Source organism: Niallia sp. MER 6, assembly GCF_023714395.1.
In the GTDB taxonomy this organism is placed as follows: Bacteria; Bacillota; Bacilli; order Bacillales; family Cytobacillaceae; genus Niallia.
This window is the reverse complement of sequence record NZ_JAMAUK010000001.1, coordinates 434773-451442: the sequence shown is the minus strand read 5'-3', so window position 1 is coordinate 451442 and position 16670 is coordinate 434773. Positions and strand designations below refer to the sequence as shown.

Sequence of the window (16670 nt, the reverse complement as noted above, 5' to 3'; positions counted from 1 at the left end):
AAAGTTGCACGTTTATTGCTATATGAACAAATCGATAAAATGCGGCATAAAACTTGTTTTGGTTATAGGGAGAATACAATATATATTTTTCCTGCTGTTTTCTTATCTGTTGCACCAAATGGTTAAGAGGGAGTGGGTTGACGAAAGTGTCAGGATAATCCACTGGATCTTCTGGATTTAAATTTTTACTAAGAGTATATACATGGCAGTACAAAAAATAATTGGGGGAGTACTGATTATGAAGAAACTGAATTTAATGCTGGCTATTTTGTTGGTTGCAAGTATGTTTCTAGGTGCATGTTCAAGCAAAAGCAGCGGAAATAGTGATGAAAAAGAAATTACTTTTATGTTTAGAGGCGGCGAAGATGAAAAAGCGGCTTATACTGCAGCCATCAAAAAATTTGAAGAGCAGCATGAAGGTGTTAAAGTAAAAATCATCAATACAGATGCTGACCAATACTCTACTAAACTATCTGCAGCTGTATCTGGCGGCAATGTGCCTGATGTGTTCTATCTTGATTCAGGAAGCATTGCAAACTATGTAGATAATGGAATTATCAGAGACATTACCGAGGATGTAGAAAAAGCAGATTTCGATTTGAACAGCTTATGGCAGTTTGGAGTAGACATTTACCGCTATGATGGAGATACAGCAGGTAAAGGAGCACTTTACGGATTACCGAAGGATGTTGGACCTTTTGCTTTAGGATATAACAAAGATATGTTCGAAAAAGCAGGCATTCCAATTCCAGACAAAGATAAAGCGTATACATGGGATGAATTCCTGAAAGTCAGCCAGGAATTGACACAAGATACAGATGGTGACGGAGAAGTAGATCAATGGGCGAGCGGATTTAACGCAACATGGTCATTACAGTCATTTGCATACAGCAATGGCGCTTCTTTCCTAAATGAAGCAGGAGATAAAGTAACAGTGGATACTCCTGAATTTGCAAAATCTCTGCAATTCTTCTCAGATTTGTCAAACAAATATAATACAACGCCAAATTCATCTCAAGCAGAAACACTGGATACTTACCAAAGATGGATGAATGGCGAGCTAGCTTTCTTCCCAGTAGGTCCTTGGGATATGAGCACATACGCTAAGCTTGACTTTGAATATGACTTAATGCCATGGCCGTCAGGTGATGCTGGCAAGTCTGTTGCTTATGTTGGTTCATTAGGACTTGTAGTTTCTGAGATGACTCAATATCCGGAATTGGCTACAGAGTTAGCTATCTACTTATCAGCTGATGAAGAAGCACAGCAAACATTGCTTGATGCACAAGTTCAAATTCCAAACCTTGTCGATATGGCGGAAGAATGGGCTGCTGATACAGAGTCAGTTCCAAACAACAAACAAGAGTTCCTTGATATTGTCCAAGATTATGGTGTGCCTTATCCAACATTTGCGACATACAATTCCCAATGGTTAGATGAGTTCTGGACAAATATTACACCAGTTGTTCAAGGCAAAAAGACGGCAGAAGAATACTTGAAAGAAATTCAGCCGAAAATGCAAAAGCTTCTAGATGAAGCAAACGAACAAGCGAAAATGTCAAAATAATAGATTAATAGGCATCTGTGGCAAGTCGCAGATGCCTATTGCTAAAAGGGGTGAAAAGCATGTCTGGCATTAATCCGGTTGTCGGTACTAAAGATGTAAAGCCGACAAAACCAAAAAAGCAAAAATCCAGCGCACTATATAAGCAGGAACATCGAGTTGCCTTTTTATTCGTACTCGCTCCTGTTATAGGTTTCCTATTATTCTCTGTATATCCGTTTGCCTACTCCATATACGCTTCTTTTACCGATTGGAATGGGTTAAACCGCATGAATTTCGTCGGCTTAGATAACTTTGTTAAACTGTTCCAAGATCCGTACTTTTACCAAACGCTCTATAATACGGTCTTTTATATGATTGGTATTCCAATTGGCCTTGGTTTGGCATTGCTGTTGGCTATTGCGCTAAACAGGGGCTTGCGCGGCACTACATTTTTCAGAACGGTTTACTACATACCAGTTATATCTTCCCTTGCAGCCATTTCCATCATGTGGGCATGGGCATATAATGGGGATTTCGGTTTAGTTAACCAAGTGTTGGAGATTTTCGGAATTCAAGGGCCGAACTGGCTTGAGAATAAGTCAACAGTTAAGCCGGCCATTATTTTAATGGCAGTATGGAAAGGTCTAGGATATTCTATGCTGTTGTATTTGGCTGCTATTCAAAGTGTTTCTAAGTCATTTTATGAAGCAGCAGACTTGGATGGAGCTAACTCATTCCAGAAGTTCTTGAACATAACCTGGCCGATGGTTAAGCCAGTTACATTCTTCTTAGTTATCACAAACATTATCGGCGGTTTCCAAATCTTCACGGAAATCAATATTATGACACCGACTGGCGGCCCTGAATACAGTGCTGCATCCATCGTTTGGTATGTATGGCAAAAAGCCTTTAAGTATTATCAAATGGGTTACGGTTCTGCCATGTCATTGATCTTGTTTATCTTCATTTTCATCGTGACAGTCATTCAATTCTACTTAAATAGAAAATCAGATTATAGCTTGGACTAGGAGGTGTGTTAGTGAATGAAAAAGCAAAAGAGAATTACAGACATAATCGTTTATGTAATCCTGTCGCTTGGTTCAATCTTGATGATTGGTCCTCTGCTTTGGATGATTTCTACTTCGTTAAAGGATAAAACAGGTGTATTTGCCTTACCGCCGCAATGGATACCAGATCCTTTCCAGTTTGATGCCTACACGAAGCTGTTTCAGCTGGACACTTTAGGATATGGGATAAAAAATACCATTATTGTTTCATTGTCTGTAACAATAGTTGGAACCATTACATCAAGTATGGCTGCGTTTGCCTTTGCAAAGCTGAGAATGCCATTTAAGGATTGGATATTTCTAATTTTGTTGGCATCTATCATGATTCCATATCCAATTATCATGATTCCACAGTTCGTTATGTTCTCAAAAATCGGTTGGGTTGATACACTCCTTCCGCTTATCGTGCCAGGATTGTTCGGTAATATCACGATGATTTTCTTCCTGCGGCAATATTTGGCCAATGTGCCATACTCGCTTATTGAAGCCGCGAAGGTGGATGGAGCCGGATACTTGCAAATATTCTTTAAGTTGATATTCCCGGTCATTCGCCCTGCGGTCGCAGCACAGTTTATTCTTTGGTTTATGGGTGTTTGGAATGACTATTTGGCGCCATTAATTTATTTGAACAGCCCAGAGAAGCAGACATTACAGGTTGTTATCGCGAATTTAAAAGCAACCTATGCGATACAGACAGATTATCCGTTAATCATGGCTGGCTCCGTTGTTTCCTTGCTGCCTGTGCTGATTGTATTCCTGATATTCCAAAAGCAAATTATCGAGTCAGTTGCTTTATCTGGTGTAAAAGGATAAAGGTTAAGGGGGCTTATTAGTTGAAGGAGAATACAAAAAGATGGTTGGAGACTATTCAATCCTATCAATGGGGTACACTTGGGGCACATGACCCTACAATCGTAAAGGAAGATGGCATTTACTATATGTTTGCAACAGACACCTTCTTTGAGGAAAAGCCTACACAAGGGGTGCCGATTAGGAAATCTAATGATCTTGTCCACTGGGAGTTTGCAGGTACTGCATTGGCAGGAATTCCGACAGAGGCGAATGCTTGGTCGAATGCCCGCGGCCTGTGGGCGCCGGAGGTTATTCGTTATAAAGACAAATATTATATGTATTATTCTGCTTCAACATTTGGCAGCACAGTGTCATGCATTGGTCTTGCAACTGCTGAGCATCTTTTGGGGCCATGGAGCGATCAAGGAATTGTTATTAAAACAAATCCAGACTTAGCCAAACATAATGCGATTGACGCTAATATTGTTGTGGATAAGGATAGAAGGTACTGGATGTGTTATGGCTCTTTCTTTGGCGGCATTTATATGACCGAGCTTAATATGGAGACAGGACGTCTAAAAAATGAACAAGATTATGGCACGCTGCTCGCAAAGCGTCCTAAATCTGTTGATACAGCAATTGAAGGTGCTTTCATCTATTATCATGAAGAATTGGATTATTATTACTTGTTTACTTCCTATGATAGTTTGAATGACAGCTATAATGTGAGGGTGGCAAGGTCAAGGGAAATAACAGGACCTTATTTAGATATAAATGGGAACAGTATGTTAGAAACAGAAACCCGGCCGGACTCTATTGGTGTAAAGCTTGTTGGCAGCTATCAATTCAAGGAGGATATCAGCTGGATTGGTCCTGGCCATAACTCTATTTTTACAGAGGGCAAGAAGGATTACATGGTTCACCATGTACGGATTGAAGAACGTTCTCCGTATCACTTTGCTTTCATTCGGGAGATATTTTGGCTGAACAATGGCTGGCCTGTTGTTTCTCCTGAGCATTATGAAAAAATGGATGCGCATTCGTTGTCAGATAAAGATTTGCTTGGAAAATGGGAGATTATCGCTTTTGATGATACAACTACGATTAAGGAAAGCGAGTTTTTTAACATAAACGAAAGCAACCTGGCAGAGTTCGAGCCATTGGGAGAACAGCAATATCTTCATAAAAAAAGTGGTACTATATTCATTGTTTTTACATGCAAAAACTGGAAAGAAGATAAAGAAGGAATTGGGTTCTCCGGATTAACTCCAAACGGAAACACAATTTTTGGAAAGAGGGTTTAGTATATGGCGTGGTCAAATAAAATCATGATTTATCTGGATAAAGCGGTAAATATCATTTACTTGAATCTGCTTTGGGTTGCTGGCGTGTTGCTTGGACTTGGCTTTTTTGGGGTGTTTCCTGCCACATATGCCTTATTTCATCTGCAAAAAGATGAGGCATATAAAGCGGATTATCCGTCCTATCTGCAAATTGCCAAAAGCTTTTTCACTGCATATAAGAAAGGCTTTATGAAAATGAATGGCTTAGCCCTCATTTATGGAGCGATTCTTTATGTGCTGTGGATTGATATGCAGCTTGTCAAACAAATGGCTATTGGATTGGCAGTGCTCTATTATCCGCTTCTCTTTATCATGATTTATGTTTTGGCTGCCATCGTTTATACATTCCCTGTTGCCATACATACGGAAGGGACATTTAAGCAAAAAGCGAAATTGGTGCTGGCTTTGCCGCTGCTTATGCCATTCCAAAGTATTTTCAGTCTGCTGTTTTTCTTAGTACTGCTGGCAGCAGCTTATAAATTCAGCATTATTCTCCCACTATGCTTCGTTAGCATCTATATCATCTGCATTGAAAGGTTCATATCAGGTGAATTAGTGAAAAAAGGAGCTATTAAAGGAGAAATAATCAAAGAGAACATTTAAAGGGAGATAATGACGATGATTGAGACAACATCTAAATATAATAATCCAATAGTTTTACAGCGTGCAGATCCTTGGGTTTATAAGCATACAGACGGTTATTATTATTTCACAGGCTCTGTTCCTGGTTATCAAGAAATTGAAGTGAGAAGAGCAAAAAGTTTGAATGATCTTGAAAACAGTGAGAAGGCGACTGTTTGGAGAGCACATGAAGAAGGGCCGCAAAGTCAGTTAATCTGGGCACCAGAGATTCACTTCGTGCAAGGCAAATGGTATGTTTATTTTGCGGCAGCACCAAGCAGCCATCCGAAAAACCATATTTTCCAGCATCGCATGTTTGCAATTGAATGTGGTGATGAAAATCCTCTTACAGGTAAATGGGAGGAAAAAGGGCAAGTGAAAACACAACAGGAAAGCTTCTGTCTTGACGCTACCGTGTTTGAACATAATGAAAAACTGTACTATGTTTGGGCACAGAAGGAGCCTGCTATCCCTGGAAACTCTAATCTGTATATTTCTGAAATGGAGAACCCATGGACATTAAAAGGCAAACAGCTTTTGCTGACAATCCCTGAATTTGGCTGGGAAAAAATCGGTTTTCTAGTGAATGAAGGTCCAGCAGTAATAATCCGCAACAATAAAATTTTTATCACTTATTCTGCAAGTGCAACAGATGGAAACTATTGCATGGGTATGCTTTGGGCAGATGCAGATGCAGACCTTTTAGATGGCTACTCGTGGACTAAATCGAAAGAACCTGTTTTCAAAAGTGCGCCAGAAAACGGTCAATTTGGTCCAGGCCATAACAGCTTTACTGTAAGTGAAGACGGTCAAGAAGATATCCTCATTTATCATGCCCGTCCATATACAGAAATGGATGGAGATCCGCTTGATAATCCAGATCGTCATGCCAGAGCACAAGTGTTTACTTGGGATGAGAACGGTTTCCCTGTATTCGGAAAACCGATAGCTAATAATAACTAAAGGTAAGCAAAAAGACAACTAGAAGACCTAGTTGTCTTTTGCCTAGTATCTTGTGTAAATCGATTACAAGAAATTGCATAAAAATAGTACCAGCTCCACCTGCGCTAGGTACCGATGATGACCACGAATGTCATCCAACCTAAAAACAGTATAAATGAAAACGTTTACAATGTCAAACGAAATAACCATATGTCAATGGAAAAATAATCAATGGATAAAAAAGCCATAATCTTTGTCCAAATGCCCATAACGGTTATATACTTATATATAATTCTTTAGAAAGAAGGTGCACATACTTTGGAATATGTTAAATTAGGCAATACTGGCATGGATGTATCTCGACTTTGTCTCGGCTGTATGAGCTTTGGAGTCCCAGAAAGAGGCAGTCACACTTGGGTATTAGATGAGGAGGGGAGCCGTCCGATTATTCAGAAGGCCCTCGAGCTTGGCATTAACTTCTTCGATACAGCAAATGTGTATTCAGATGGAACAAGTGAAGAAATTGTGGGAAGAGCATTAAAAGATTTTGCAAACCGTGATGAAGTTGTCCTTGCTACGAAGGTTCATGGCCGAATGCATCAAGGTCCTAACGGTGCAGGACTCTCCCGCAAGGCAATTATGAGTGAAATCGACAATAGTCTAAGAAGGCTAGGAACAGATTATGTGGACCTTTATCAAATACACCGTTGGGATTATGACACTCCTATTGAGGAAACGATGGAAGCCCTTCATGATGTTGTTAAGGCAGGAAAGGCACGTTATATCGGTGCATCCTCCATGTATGCTTGGCAATTCTTAAAGGCACAGCATGTTGCCGAAAAAAACGGCTGGACAAAATTCATCACCATGCAAAATCATCTTAATCTATTGTACAGGGAAGAAGAACGGGAGATGCTTCCGTTATGCAAAGAAGAAAAAATCGGCGTCATACCGTGGAGTCCTTTAGCAAGAGGCAAATTAACTCGCAACTGGGAAGAGACAACAGCCCGTTCTGAAACGGATGAGTTTGGCAAGTCACTTTATGCTCAAACAGCGGCTGCTGACAAAATAGTTGTTGAACGGGTAGCACAGATTGCAGAAATACATGGAGTATCACGTGCCCAAATCGCACTTGCTTGGGTATTGCAAAAAGAGACAGTCGCATCTCCAATTATTGGATCAACAAAAATGTCTCATTTAGAGGATGCAGTTGCAGCGCTCGCAGTAACATTATCACAGGAAGAAATTGCCCAGCTTGAAGAACCATATATTCCTCATCCTGTATTAGGATTTAAATAAAATATGAAAGAAACCATTCTTGTTGATGGTTTCTTTTTTTAGTGTAAGGGAAATGAAATACTGATAATAAGAACATACTAACACTACCTATACGAGAAAAGCTTACTTAGCAAAAGGTTTAACTTACTAGATAAAGGGTATAAGGCTAAGGTTGATTTTCTTTTCAAAAGGCATAAAGGGAAAAGTTGGGAGTAATTTATTTTTATGAAAAAAGTTTCAATAGTATTTTATATTTCGACAGCATTATTGCTGCTGCTTGTTCTCGTTGGGATTGCAGCACCATCTCTGCTTGAGAATTTAACAAACTCGGTACAAAGCTTTATTACAACTAGTTTTGGCTGGTATTATTTAATTGTTGTATCGTTTTTCCTAGTTGTCTGCCTCTATTTATTAGTTAGTCCAGCAGGACGCATCAAGCTTGGAAAACAGGATGATAAGCCTGAGTTTTCGAGAATATCTTGGCTTGCCATGCTGTTTAGTGCAGGCATGGGGATTGGACTAGTGTTTTATGGGACAGCAGAACCGATAAGCCATTATGCGATAAGTTCACCAACTGGAGAGATAGGGACAGATCAAGGCATGAAGGACGCAATGAGATATACCTTTTTCCATTGGGGCATTCATGCATGGGCGATTTACGGGCTTGTTGCCCTTTGTTTAGCATACTTTACTTTTCGCAAAGGGAATGTTTCATTAATTAGTGCCACTATAAAGCCTATTATTGGTAAAAGGTCAGACGGGATTGCAGGTAAAGCTGTTGACACGATTGCTGTTATTGCCACCGTACTTGGAGTTGCTACAACACTTGGTTTTGGAGCGGTTCAAATCAATGGAGGACTTTCCTTTGTATATGGTGTACCTTCAAGTATAATGACACAATTCATTATTATATGTATTGTAACAGCCTTGTTTATTTATTCAGCATTGAGCGGTCTTGGAAAAGGAATCAAAATCTTAAGCAATGCCAATATGATTTTAGCTGGTATTTTGTTTTTGCTGTTATTTCTCGTTGGGCCAACCTTGTTTACATTAAATCTATTTACAGATACTTTAGGATCGTATCTACAAAATCTCGTGAATATGAGCTTCCGTATTGCTCCTTTGAACCAGGAGAATAGAACATGGATTAACAGTTGGACGATTTTTTATTGGGCGTGGTGGATTGCATGGTCGCCATTTGTTGGTGTCTTTATCGCAAGAATCTCGAAAGGAAGAACAATCAGAGAGTTTGTTGCATATGTATTGTTCATTCCAGCAGTAATTGGTTTTCTTTGGTTCTCGGTATTCGGAGGGACTGCGATGCTGTTGGAGCATGATACACCTGGATTAATTTCTGGGCTGGCAACAGAAGAATCATTATTTGGTGTGTTAGAGAATTATCCATTAAGCAGAACCCTTTCTATCTTGGCGATTGTATTAATTGCTGTGTTTTTCATCACATCTGCTGATTCTGGAACCTTTGTTCTTGCGATGATGACTACTAATGGCTCTCTTAACCCGAGTAATCGTCTAAAGGTAATTTGGGGAGTTTTATTAGCAGCAATGGCACTTGTGCTCCTTTATTCTGGTGGCCTGCAAGCATTGCAAAATACGATGATTATAGCAGCATTGCCATTCTCGATTATAATAGCGTTAATGGCAATAAGTTTATTGAAGTCAGTCAATCAGGAAGTTAAGGAGTTCAGGCTCGCTAATTTAAAAAGTAAAAGCAATCCTAAAGGATAGGATTGCTTTTTTTTCATAAAAAGTTGTGCTTCTTGTTCAGACAAGCTACACTTTAGAAAGATTATGAAAAGCAAGGAGATACTATGAACAATTATAAAATGATCATTCAATATGATGGCGGCAGGTACAGAGGATGGCAGCGCCTCGGCAACGGAGACAGCTCCATCCAAGGGAAAATCGAAAACGTTCTGACTGAGATGGCTGGTGAAGAGGTGCAAATAATTGGCTGCAGCAGAACAGATGCTGGCGTCCATGCAATGGAGCAAATTGCGAATTTTAAAATAAAAACTTCGATGAGTGAGTTACAAATAAAGGCGTATATAAACAAATATTTGCCGAACGATATAAGTGTTCTTCATCTAGAAACAGTTCCTGACCGTTTTCATGCCCGCTATAATGCGAAGGATAAAACATATTTATATAAAATTTGGAACGAGGAGCATACGAACCCTTTCATGCGCAAATACAGCATGCATGTCGACCAAAAGCTCGATATCTCGAAAATGAAAGAAGCGGCCAGCCATTTTTTAGGAAGTCATGATTTCACTGCTTATTCTAATGCGAAAAGCAAAAAAAAATCAATGGTCCGCGAAATATACGCTATATCGATAGAAAAAGAAAACGGGTTTCTCCATATAAGAGTAAGAGGCGATGGCTTTTTATACAATATGGTAAGGAAAATCGTCGGCACATTAATTGAGGTCGGTTTAAATACAATAAAGCCTGATCAAATTCCTGCTATCATTGAATCAAAAGAAAGAGTCCAAACAGGCCTAATGGCAGAAGCAGCCGGCTTATATTTAGAAAAAGTTGAATTTTAATGTTCGAAAGGAAGCTATGATTATTAGCTTCCTTTTTTTGCCTTGATAAGCATAATGATTGCTTTTTACGTAGGATTGGAGTAAGGTTATGTTCGTTAATTATACCAATTGGTATAAAAAGTGAACTTATTTTATCTTATTTATATAGATTTTTATTTTATTAGGTGATTAGGGGGGAAACAAACAATGGGGATTGTAGTTGTGGAAATATGTGATGGCAGCTTAATCACTGCTGTCCCACTTGAGGAAATCCTCGAATCAGAATATCCAGAAGTAGCAGTGATTGAGAATACCTGTCTTTCTTTCTGTGGCATGTGTGCAAAGAGACCTTACGCTATCGTTAACGGTAAAAGAATTTTTGCGAAAACTGCTGAAGAATGCGTAGCATTAATTAAAAACCAGATTGAAGCAGAGTTAGCATTATATGCTTAACATCAGAAGTACTGACATATAGTGAAAAAGGGGTGGGAGAAATGGAAAAAGAGTTAGTAGATCAACAAAAAGAGGTTTTTCAAAGGGATGTTAAGGAACATTGGTATGTTCAATATGAGGAAGCAGAATTCCCAGCCATTCAGAAAGGGTGGGTGCTGCCTGTAGAAAGATGGAAGGATTTTGACCCATTTATTTTAATGGCAGAGGATTGGTTTAAAAGGGGAACATTCTCAGACCATCCCCATCGCGGCTTCCAAACCATCACATATGTTGTAGACGGAAGATTAGAGCATATTGATAATGGCGGAGGACGAGATATTCTTGAACCTGGGGATGTGCAATATATGAATGCTGGCTGGGCGGCTAGACATGCAGAAGAAGGGGTGGGCGATGATATTGCTCATACATTGCAGTTATGGCTGAATCTGCCGAAGAATCTAAAGCACAGTGAGACATTTTATCAAAATGTATATAGTGAGGATGCGCCTACTGTTGATTTCAATGGCGGAAAAATAAAGGTGTTTTCAGGAGATATCGCAGGCGTTCAAGGTCCCCTACATTCTCTTGTTCCTATTACATTGTCAGAAATAACTTTAGAAGAGGGAGCAAGCTATGTTCATCACATGCCAGAAAACCATAATGCTTTTTTATATGTGTTGTCAGGTGATATGGATTTTGGTATTAATCGTGTGAATTTACAAAAGCATGGTACAGCTACATTGACTTATGCTGAACATGGAACAGCAGACAAGCTGAGTGAACTTACCGTTAAAGCAAATCAACGAAGATCAAAGGTGCTTATTTATTCAGGAGCACCAATAAACGAAGAAATTGTACCATACGGTCCATTTGTTATGAATACGATGGAGGAGATAAAACAGGCCTTCCGCGATTTCCATCACGGGGAGTTCGGACCGCCGGCTAAATGAGCGAAAGGAGCATAGCTAGTGCTATGCTCCTTTATATTTACTAAAAAAGGAGACAACCTCTGTATGTCACAGAGGTTGTCTTTTTTAAAACTTAACAAGAAATCTGCAGTGGCTGTCGCCATCTGTTCTGCAGCAAGACCTGCTGATATTTTCTGTTTTGAGGACATCTTTAAACATTTCTGTTTCACATTTGCAGGCAATTTTAAATTCCTTCGCAACCTCAAGAATAGGGCAATTATATTCAATCAGCTCATATGTGTTTTCCTCGAGCTGGTTTAACTCTGCCATATAGCCTTTTTCATTTTGGATTTTTGTGATTTCCTTCATCTTTTGAAGTGGTTCCTTACTGTCCATTCTGACAGCATATTCGTGAATAAGCCGAGCCTCTCTTTTCTCAAATAAGCGCTGAACGGAGCCATCGCCATACAGTTCCTCGATATCCCGCAAAAAACCAATGCTGATTCCTTCATAATTTTTCGGGAAATGCATTTCAGCCTTTTCTGTTAGAGAGTATAGCTGCATCGGTCTTCCCATGGATTGCTTGAATTCCTTCGTTTGAATCATACCATCCTTTTCCATGATAGTAAGATGCTTGCGAACAGCCATATGGGTAATTTCAAGGCGCTTAGTTAAGTCACTAACAGTGAGTGAGCCTTCTTTTTTTAGAAGATGAAGTATTTTGTCTTTCGTATTTTTTTGTTTTGTGTCCATCTATATAACCTCCATTAACCAGTTGGAGTAATCCTTCCTTGTGAACGACAAGCAAAGCAGCCGATTTTATTAATTATACCATAAAGTATAAAATGTTAACATTTTTATGATTAACAGCATAGAATGGGCAGATAAGGTGAAAAAAGTGGAAAAAATCAATTGCAATTTTGTGGTTGATAGGTTATTCTTTAACTATACTTTTTATACTAATAAGTATAAATACTACATATTTAGGGGGATTACAAAATGTCAAAATATGAACTGCCAGCATTAAACTATGATTTTTCTGCATTAGAGCCTCAAATCGACAAAAGTACAATGGAGATCCATCACGGCAAGCATCACCAAACATATGTGAATAACTTAAATGCTGCTTTAGAAGGAAAAGCTGATTTACAAGAAAAATCTCTAGAAGAATTGTTAAGTAATTTAGATTCAGTGCCAGAGGAAATTAGAACTGCTGTAAGAAATAACGGAGGCGGCCATCTTAACCATACTTTGTTCTGGGAAGTAATCGCACCAGCAAAAGAAGGAAATGCGCCTTTAGGGGAATTGGCTGAAGCAATTACAGAAGCGTTTGGAAGCTTCGATGAGTTCAAAAAAGCGTTCGCTCAAAGTGCGACTACTCGCTTTGGTTCAGGCTGGGCATGGCTTGTTGTTAATGAAGAAGGAAAGCTTGCAGTTACTAGCACTCCAAACCAAGATAACCCAATTATGGAAGGCAACAATGCAATCCTAGGCTTGGATGTTTGGGAGCATGCTTACTACTTGAACTATCAAAACAGAAGACCTGATTATATTTCCAGCTTCTTTGAAATTATTAATTGGGATGCTGTTGCAGAAAAATACGCAAGCTTTAAAAAATAAGCTTGAATTGTGAGATGTCCTTTTTAGTGAGGGCATCTTTTTTCAAAAATAAAAGGGAGGCAATCAAGATGAAGCTTGTCGGTATCTCCGGTTCTCTTGTCGGAACCAAAACAGCAAAAGCAGTCTATGAAGTGCTAGCAGCAGCAAAATCTGCTGACCCAAGCATAGAAACAGAGCTGATAGACCTTAAGGAATTTGAGGTTGAATTTGTAAAGGGAACTCCGCTTAGCTATTACAATGACGACACGATAAAAGTAGTGAAGACTGTATTGTCTGCAGATGCTTTAGTTATTGGCAGCCCTATTTATCAGGCATCTATACCAGGTGCTTTAAAGAATCTGTTTGATCATTTGCCTGTTGATGCGTTTAAAGGAAAGGTAACAGGTATTGTTATGACTGGCGGTACGGATAAGCATTTCTTAGTGGCAGAACATCAGCTAAAACCCATTCTCAGCTACTTAAAGGGACTTATCCCAACAACGAATGTGTTTGTTCATAATGATGATTTCAATCAGGATAATGAATTGGCTAGTAGCGAAGTGTCAGCTAGAATAAAGAGCTTAGCGAGTGAGCTGATTGCACTGCAAAAAGGCTATGCCGGGAAATAAAAAAGAGATGTAGGGGGAATACTCCCAAACATCTCTTTTTTTGAACTTATTTAAAAAGCACGCTGACAGGCTTTTGCTCGTAAACCCGAGAAATAGCGTCGCTTAATAACGGAGCGATTGTCAGCTGTGTGATTTTGCTGATTTTTTTCTCTTCTGACAGCGGAATGCTGTTTGTAACAATCAATTCTTTCAGATGTGACTCTGTAATGTTTTCGATTGCCCGCTCTGACAGCACAGGATGTGTGCAGCATGCGTAGACTTCCTTTGCACCATTATCAAGGAGTGCTTTTGTAGCGGTTGTGATTCTATATGCTGTGTCGATAATGTCATCGACGATAATCGCTGTTTTTCCTTCAATGTTTCCAACGATATTAACTTCACGAGATTCTCCAAAATCCCTAGGGCCCCGTTTATCAATGATAGCAATTGGAGCTTTCAGGCGGTCTGCCAATTCCCGTGCTCTAGTCGTGCTTCCATGATCTGGTGCAACAACAACGACATCATTAGCAAACTCTTTTGTTAGTAAGTATTGCGCTAATATCGGCATTGCGACAAGCTGGTCAACTGGAATATTAAAGAAGCCTTGTGTTTGCGGTGCATGGAGGTCCATTGTAATGACGCGGTCAGCTCCCGATTTCTGGATGAGGTTTGCAATCAGCTTCGCAGTGATTGGTTCCCTCGGCTGAGCTTTTCTGTCTTGGCGTGCATACGCATAATATGGCATAACAACATTGATGCATTTGACAGAAGCCCGTTTAAGGGCGTCAATCATAATAAGCAGCTCCATAATACTTTGGTTTACAGGGTCGCTTGTCGGTTGAATAACAAATACATCACAGCCGCGCACGCTTTCTTCTATATTGATTTGAATTTCTCCATCACTGAATTTTTTAACAGAACATTTTCCAAGCTCTGTTCCCAAATTTTCGACAATTTCTTGTGCTAGCTCTGGATTGGCGTTTAAGGAGAATACTTTTAACTTAGATCCTTTATATGTATTTGGCAACTCGGTTTCCTCCTATAACAGTTCATTATTAGTAGTATGTGCAGCGTTTTCAAAAAAAACTGCCTCTATAAAGTATTGTAGGGTACTGGATGTGTCAATGCAACCAGTTATGTGAATATTTCCTCCTAATAGTCTTCTTTGACTAAAACTGTCAGCATCAACTAAGATAATAGGAGGTTATGGCGTATTTTGGCAAGGGATGTGTATAAATTGAAAATATTATTAGTGGAAGATGATAGAACAATCGCAGTTGGCCTTGAATACAGTTTAAATCAAGACAATTACGAAACAATTGTTTGTCATACTGCAGAAACGGCCAAACAAACAATGCAAGATGGTCTGGACCAAATAGATTTATGTATCTTTGATTTGTCATTGCCAGATGGCAGCGGCTATGAACTATGTGAATTCGTAAAACAGCGCTGTGACAAGCCTGTTATTTTTTTAACAGCATTAGATGATGAAGTGAATGTAGTTATGGGACTGGATATGGGAGCAGATGATTACATAACAAAGCCTTTTCGCGTTCGTGAATTACTTTCTAGAATTAAATCGGTGTTACGCAGATATAACAAGCATGCACAAACAAAGCCTGTTATTGATATTAATCCTATTTCTATTAATACATTGGAAGGCAAGGTATACAAAAGTGGGGAAGAAGTATTAGTGACTGCGTTAGAATACCGGTTACTCCTAATATTGGCTAATCATGCCGGCCAAGTGCTGACAAGATCTCAGCTGCTTGAAAGGATTTGGGATGTAGCCGGGGACTTTGTCAATGACAACACATTGACGGTCTATATTAAAAGACTGAGAGAAAAGCTAGAGGATGATCCACAAAAGCCGGAACTTATTAAAACAGTTCGCGGCTTAGGATACAAGGTTGGTGATTAAATGCTTCGCAACCGAGAATTGCTTATTAACTTACTGATCCTTTCTGCCATAGCTCTGATGTCTACTTTATTTTTCTATTTGTTCATTTCTCGAGCTGCCGCGATTTATGTATTTGCAGTTAGTCTGCTTTTCATAAGTGTCCAGGTTGTGTTTACCTATTGGCGCTACCGGGAAATCGCCCGTCTAAGTAGCTATTTGCGTAGAATAACGAATGGAGACTACCAGTTTGACATAAGAGATAATCATGAAGGAGAGCTGAGCATTTTAAAAAGTGAGATATATAAAGTCACATTAATGCTCTCCCAGCAAGGCTCTTCCTTAAAAAAAGATAAGTCAACATTGACAGATGCCATTTCGGATATTTCCCATCAATTAAAGACACCATTAACCTCGATGATGGTTATGGCAGATTTATTAAGCAGTAAAAACTTAGACGAGGAAAAACGAAATGAGTTTACAAGAAATATTCGTATTCAGCTTGAGCGGATTGACTGGCTCGTATCCTCTTTATTAAAGCTGTCCAAAATAGATGCCGGTTCTATTTCCTTTAAGCAAGAAAAGGTATCTGTTGTACAAATGCTTGAGAAAGCTGCTGAAGCTGTTCTGATTCCTATGGATATTAAGCAGCAGACATTAAAGCTTTCAGGCAAAAAGGATGTGAGCTTTCAGGGAGATTTAAATTGGACGGCAGAAGCACTTCTAAATATCTTGAAAAACGGGGTTGAACATACGGCAGAAGGCGGGGAAATTGCTATTTCCTTTATGGAGAATGCTCTGTTTACTGAAATATCCATTTATGATAATGGGAAGGGCATACCAAAAAAGGATCTTCCCTACATATTTAAGCGTTTTTATAGAGGAGCTAATGCCGGCGAAGATAGTGTTGGGATTGGTCTTGCCATGTCATACAGTATCATTTCCGCGCAAAACGGAGATATAGAGGTATCAAGTAAAGAAGGCAAGGGCACAACATTTACTATTAAATTTTATAAGCAATCCACAAAAAGCGTTAAGTGACTAAATTGTCACTTTCTTAGTCACCGCTATGTCATTTTAGGCAGATAAAC

17 protein-coding genes are annotated in these 16670 nt (G+C 39.3%); 15 read left to right on the top strand and 2 right to left on the bottom strand.

All coding sequences use genetic code 11. From position 1 onward, the window contains the following. The first annotated feature begins 238 nt into the window (after nt 1-238). The 11 genes from M3600_RS02160 (at nt 239) to M3600_RS02110 (ending at nt 11517) form a co-directional block, all read left to right on the top strand. Nucleotides 239-1567 (top strand): ABC transporter substrate-binding protein, encoded by a 1329-nt coding sequence (locus M3600_RS02160; protein ID WP_233317115.1) that lies wholly within the window; start codon nt 239-241, stop codon nt 1565-1567. Nucleotides 1568-1626: 59 nt separating this feature from the next. Beyond that, nucleotides 1627-2574 carry a carbohydrate ABC transporter permease gene (locus M3600_RS02155; RefSeq protein ID WP_233317114.1) on the top strand — a complete coding sequence of 316 codons (948 nt, stop codon included), beginning with the start codon at nt 1627-1629 and terminating at the stop codon, nt 2572-2574. Between the two features lie 15 nt (nt 2575-2589). Then, on the top strand, nt 2590-3426 hold the full coding sequence (locus M3600_RS02150) for a carbohydrate ABC transporter permease (RefSeq protein WP_127735451.1): 837 nt from the start codon (nt 2590-2592) through the stop codon (nt 3424-3426). 20 nt (nt 3427-3446) lie between these two features. Beyond that, on the top strand, nt 3447-4709 hold the full coding sequence (locus tag M3600_RS02145) for an arabinan endo-1,5-alpha-L-arabinosidase (protein WP_251644665.1): 1263 nt from the start codon (nt 3447-3449) through the stop codon (nt 4707-4709). Nucleotides 4710-4712: 3 nt separating this feature from the next. Further along, entirely contained in the window at nt 4713-5351 is a 639-nt protein-coding gene (locus M3600_RS02140; RefSeq protein ID WP_233317112.1) for a YesL family protein, read from the top strand. 9 nt (nt 5352-5360) lie between these two features. Then, a complete protein-coding gene (locus M3600_RS02135) occupies nt 5361-6332 on the top strand; it encodes a glycoside hydrolase family 43 protein (protein ID WP_396953773.1) in 972 nt (323 codons plus the stop codon). A gap of 297 nt (nt 6333-6629) precedes the next feature. Beyond that, entirely contained in the window at nt 6630-7610 is a 981-nt protein-coding gene (locus M3600_RS02130; RefSeq protein ID WP_233317110.1) for an aldo/keto reductase, read from the top strand. A 204-nt stretch (nt 7611-7814) separates the two neighbouring features. Next, complete coding sequence (locus M3600_RS02125) at nt 7815-9335, top strand: glycine betaine uptake BCCT transporter (protein WP_237941060.1); 1521 nt, start codon at nt 7815-7817, stop codon at nt 9333-9335. A gap of 83 nt (nt 9336-9418) precedes the next feature. Then, nucleotides 9419-10156, top strand: coding sequence for a tRNA pseudouridine(38-40) synthase TruA (gene truA / locus M3600_RS02120; RefSeq protein WP_251644664.1), 738 nt, complete (start codon nt 9419-9421; stop codon nt 10154-10156). 186 nt (nt 10157-10342) lie between these two features. Further along, entirely contained in the window at nt 10343-10588 is a 246-nt protein-coding gene (locus M3600_RS02115) for a YuzB family protein (RefSeq protein ID WP_233317107.1), read from the top strand. A 41-nt stretch (nt 10589-10629) separates the two neighbouring features. After that, nucleotides 10630-11517 carry a pirin family protein gene (locus M3600_RS02110; protein ID WP_233317106.1) on the top strand — a complete coding sequence of 296 codons (888 nt, stop codon included), beginning with the start codon at nt 10630-10632 and terminating at the stop codon, nt 11515-11517. 84 nt (nt 11518-11601) lie between these two features. Here M3600_RS02110 and M3600_RS02105 read toward each other — a convergent pair whose 3' ends face one another. After that, nucleotides 11602-12228 carry a helix-turn-helix transcriptional regulator gene (locus tag M3600_RS02105; RefSeq protein WP_233317105.1) on the bottom strand — a complete coding sequence of 209 codons (627 nt, stop codon included), beginning with the start codon at nt 12226-12228 and terminating at the stop codon, nt 11602-11604. A 246-nt stretch (nt 12229-12474) separates the two neighbouring features. Between M3600_RS02105 and M3600_RS02100 the strand changes: the two genes are divergently transcribed. Continuing rightward, entirely contained in the window at nt 12475-13095 is a 621-nt protein-coding gene (locus tag M3600_RS02100; RefSeq protein ID WP_233317104.1) for a superoxide dismutase, read from the top strand. 68 nt (nt 13096-13163) lie between these two features. Further along, complete coding sequence (locus tag M3600_RS02095; RefSeq protein WP_251644663.1) at nt 13164-13703, top strand: NADPH-dependent FMN reductase; 540 nt, start codon at nt 13164-13166, stop codon at nt 13701-13703. Nucleotides 13704-13749: 46 nt separating this feature from the next. On the opposite strand, the gene M3600_RS02090 is transcribed toward M3600_RS02095, so the two are convergent. Further along, nucleotides 13750-14709 carry a ribose-phosphate diphosphokinase gene (locus M3600_RS02090; protein WP_233317102.1) on the bottom strand — a complete coding sequence of 320 codons (960 nt, stop codon included), beginning with the start codon at nt 14707-14709 and terminating at the stop codon, nt 13750-13752. Nucleotides 14710-14919: 210 nt separating this feature from the next. On the opposite strand from M3600_RS02090, the gene M3600_RS02085 reads away from it, so the two are divergent. Beyond that, entirely contained in the window at nt 14920-15603 is a 684-nt protein-coding gene (locus M3600_RS02085; protein ID WP_233317101.1) for a response regulator transcription factor, read from the top strand. Next, nucleotides 15604-16620, top strand: a complete 1017-nt coding sequence (locus M3600_RS02080) for a sensor histidine kinase (protein ID WP_251644662.1) — start codon at nt 15604-15606, stop codon at nt 16618-16620. It abuts the gene before it with no gap. Nucleotides 16621-16670: the final 50 nt, after the last annotated feature.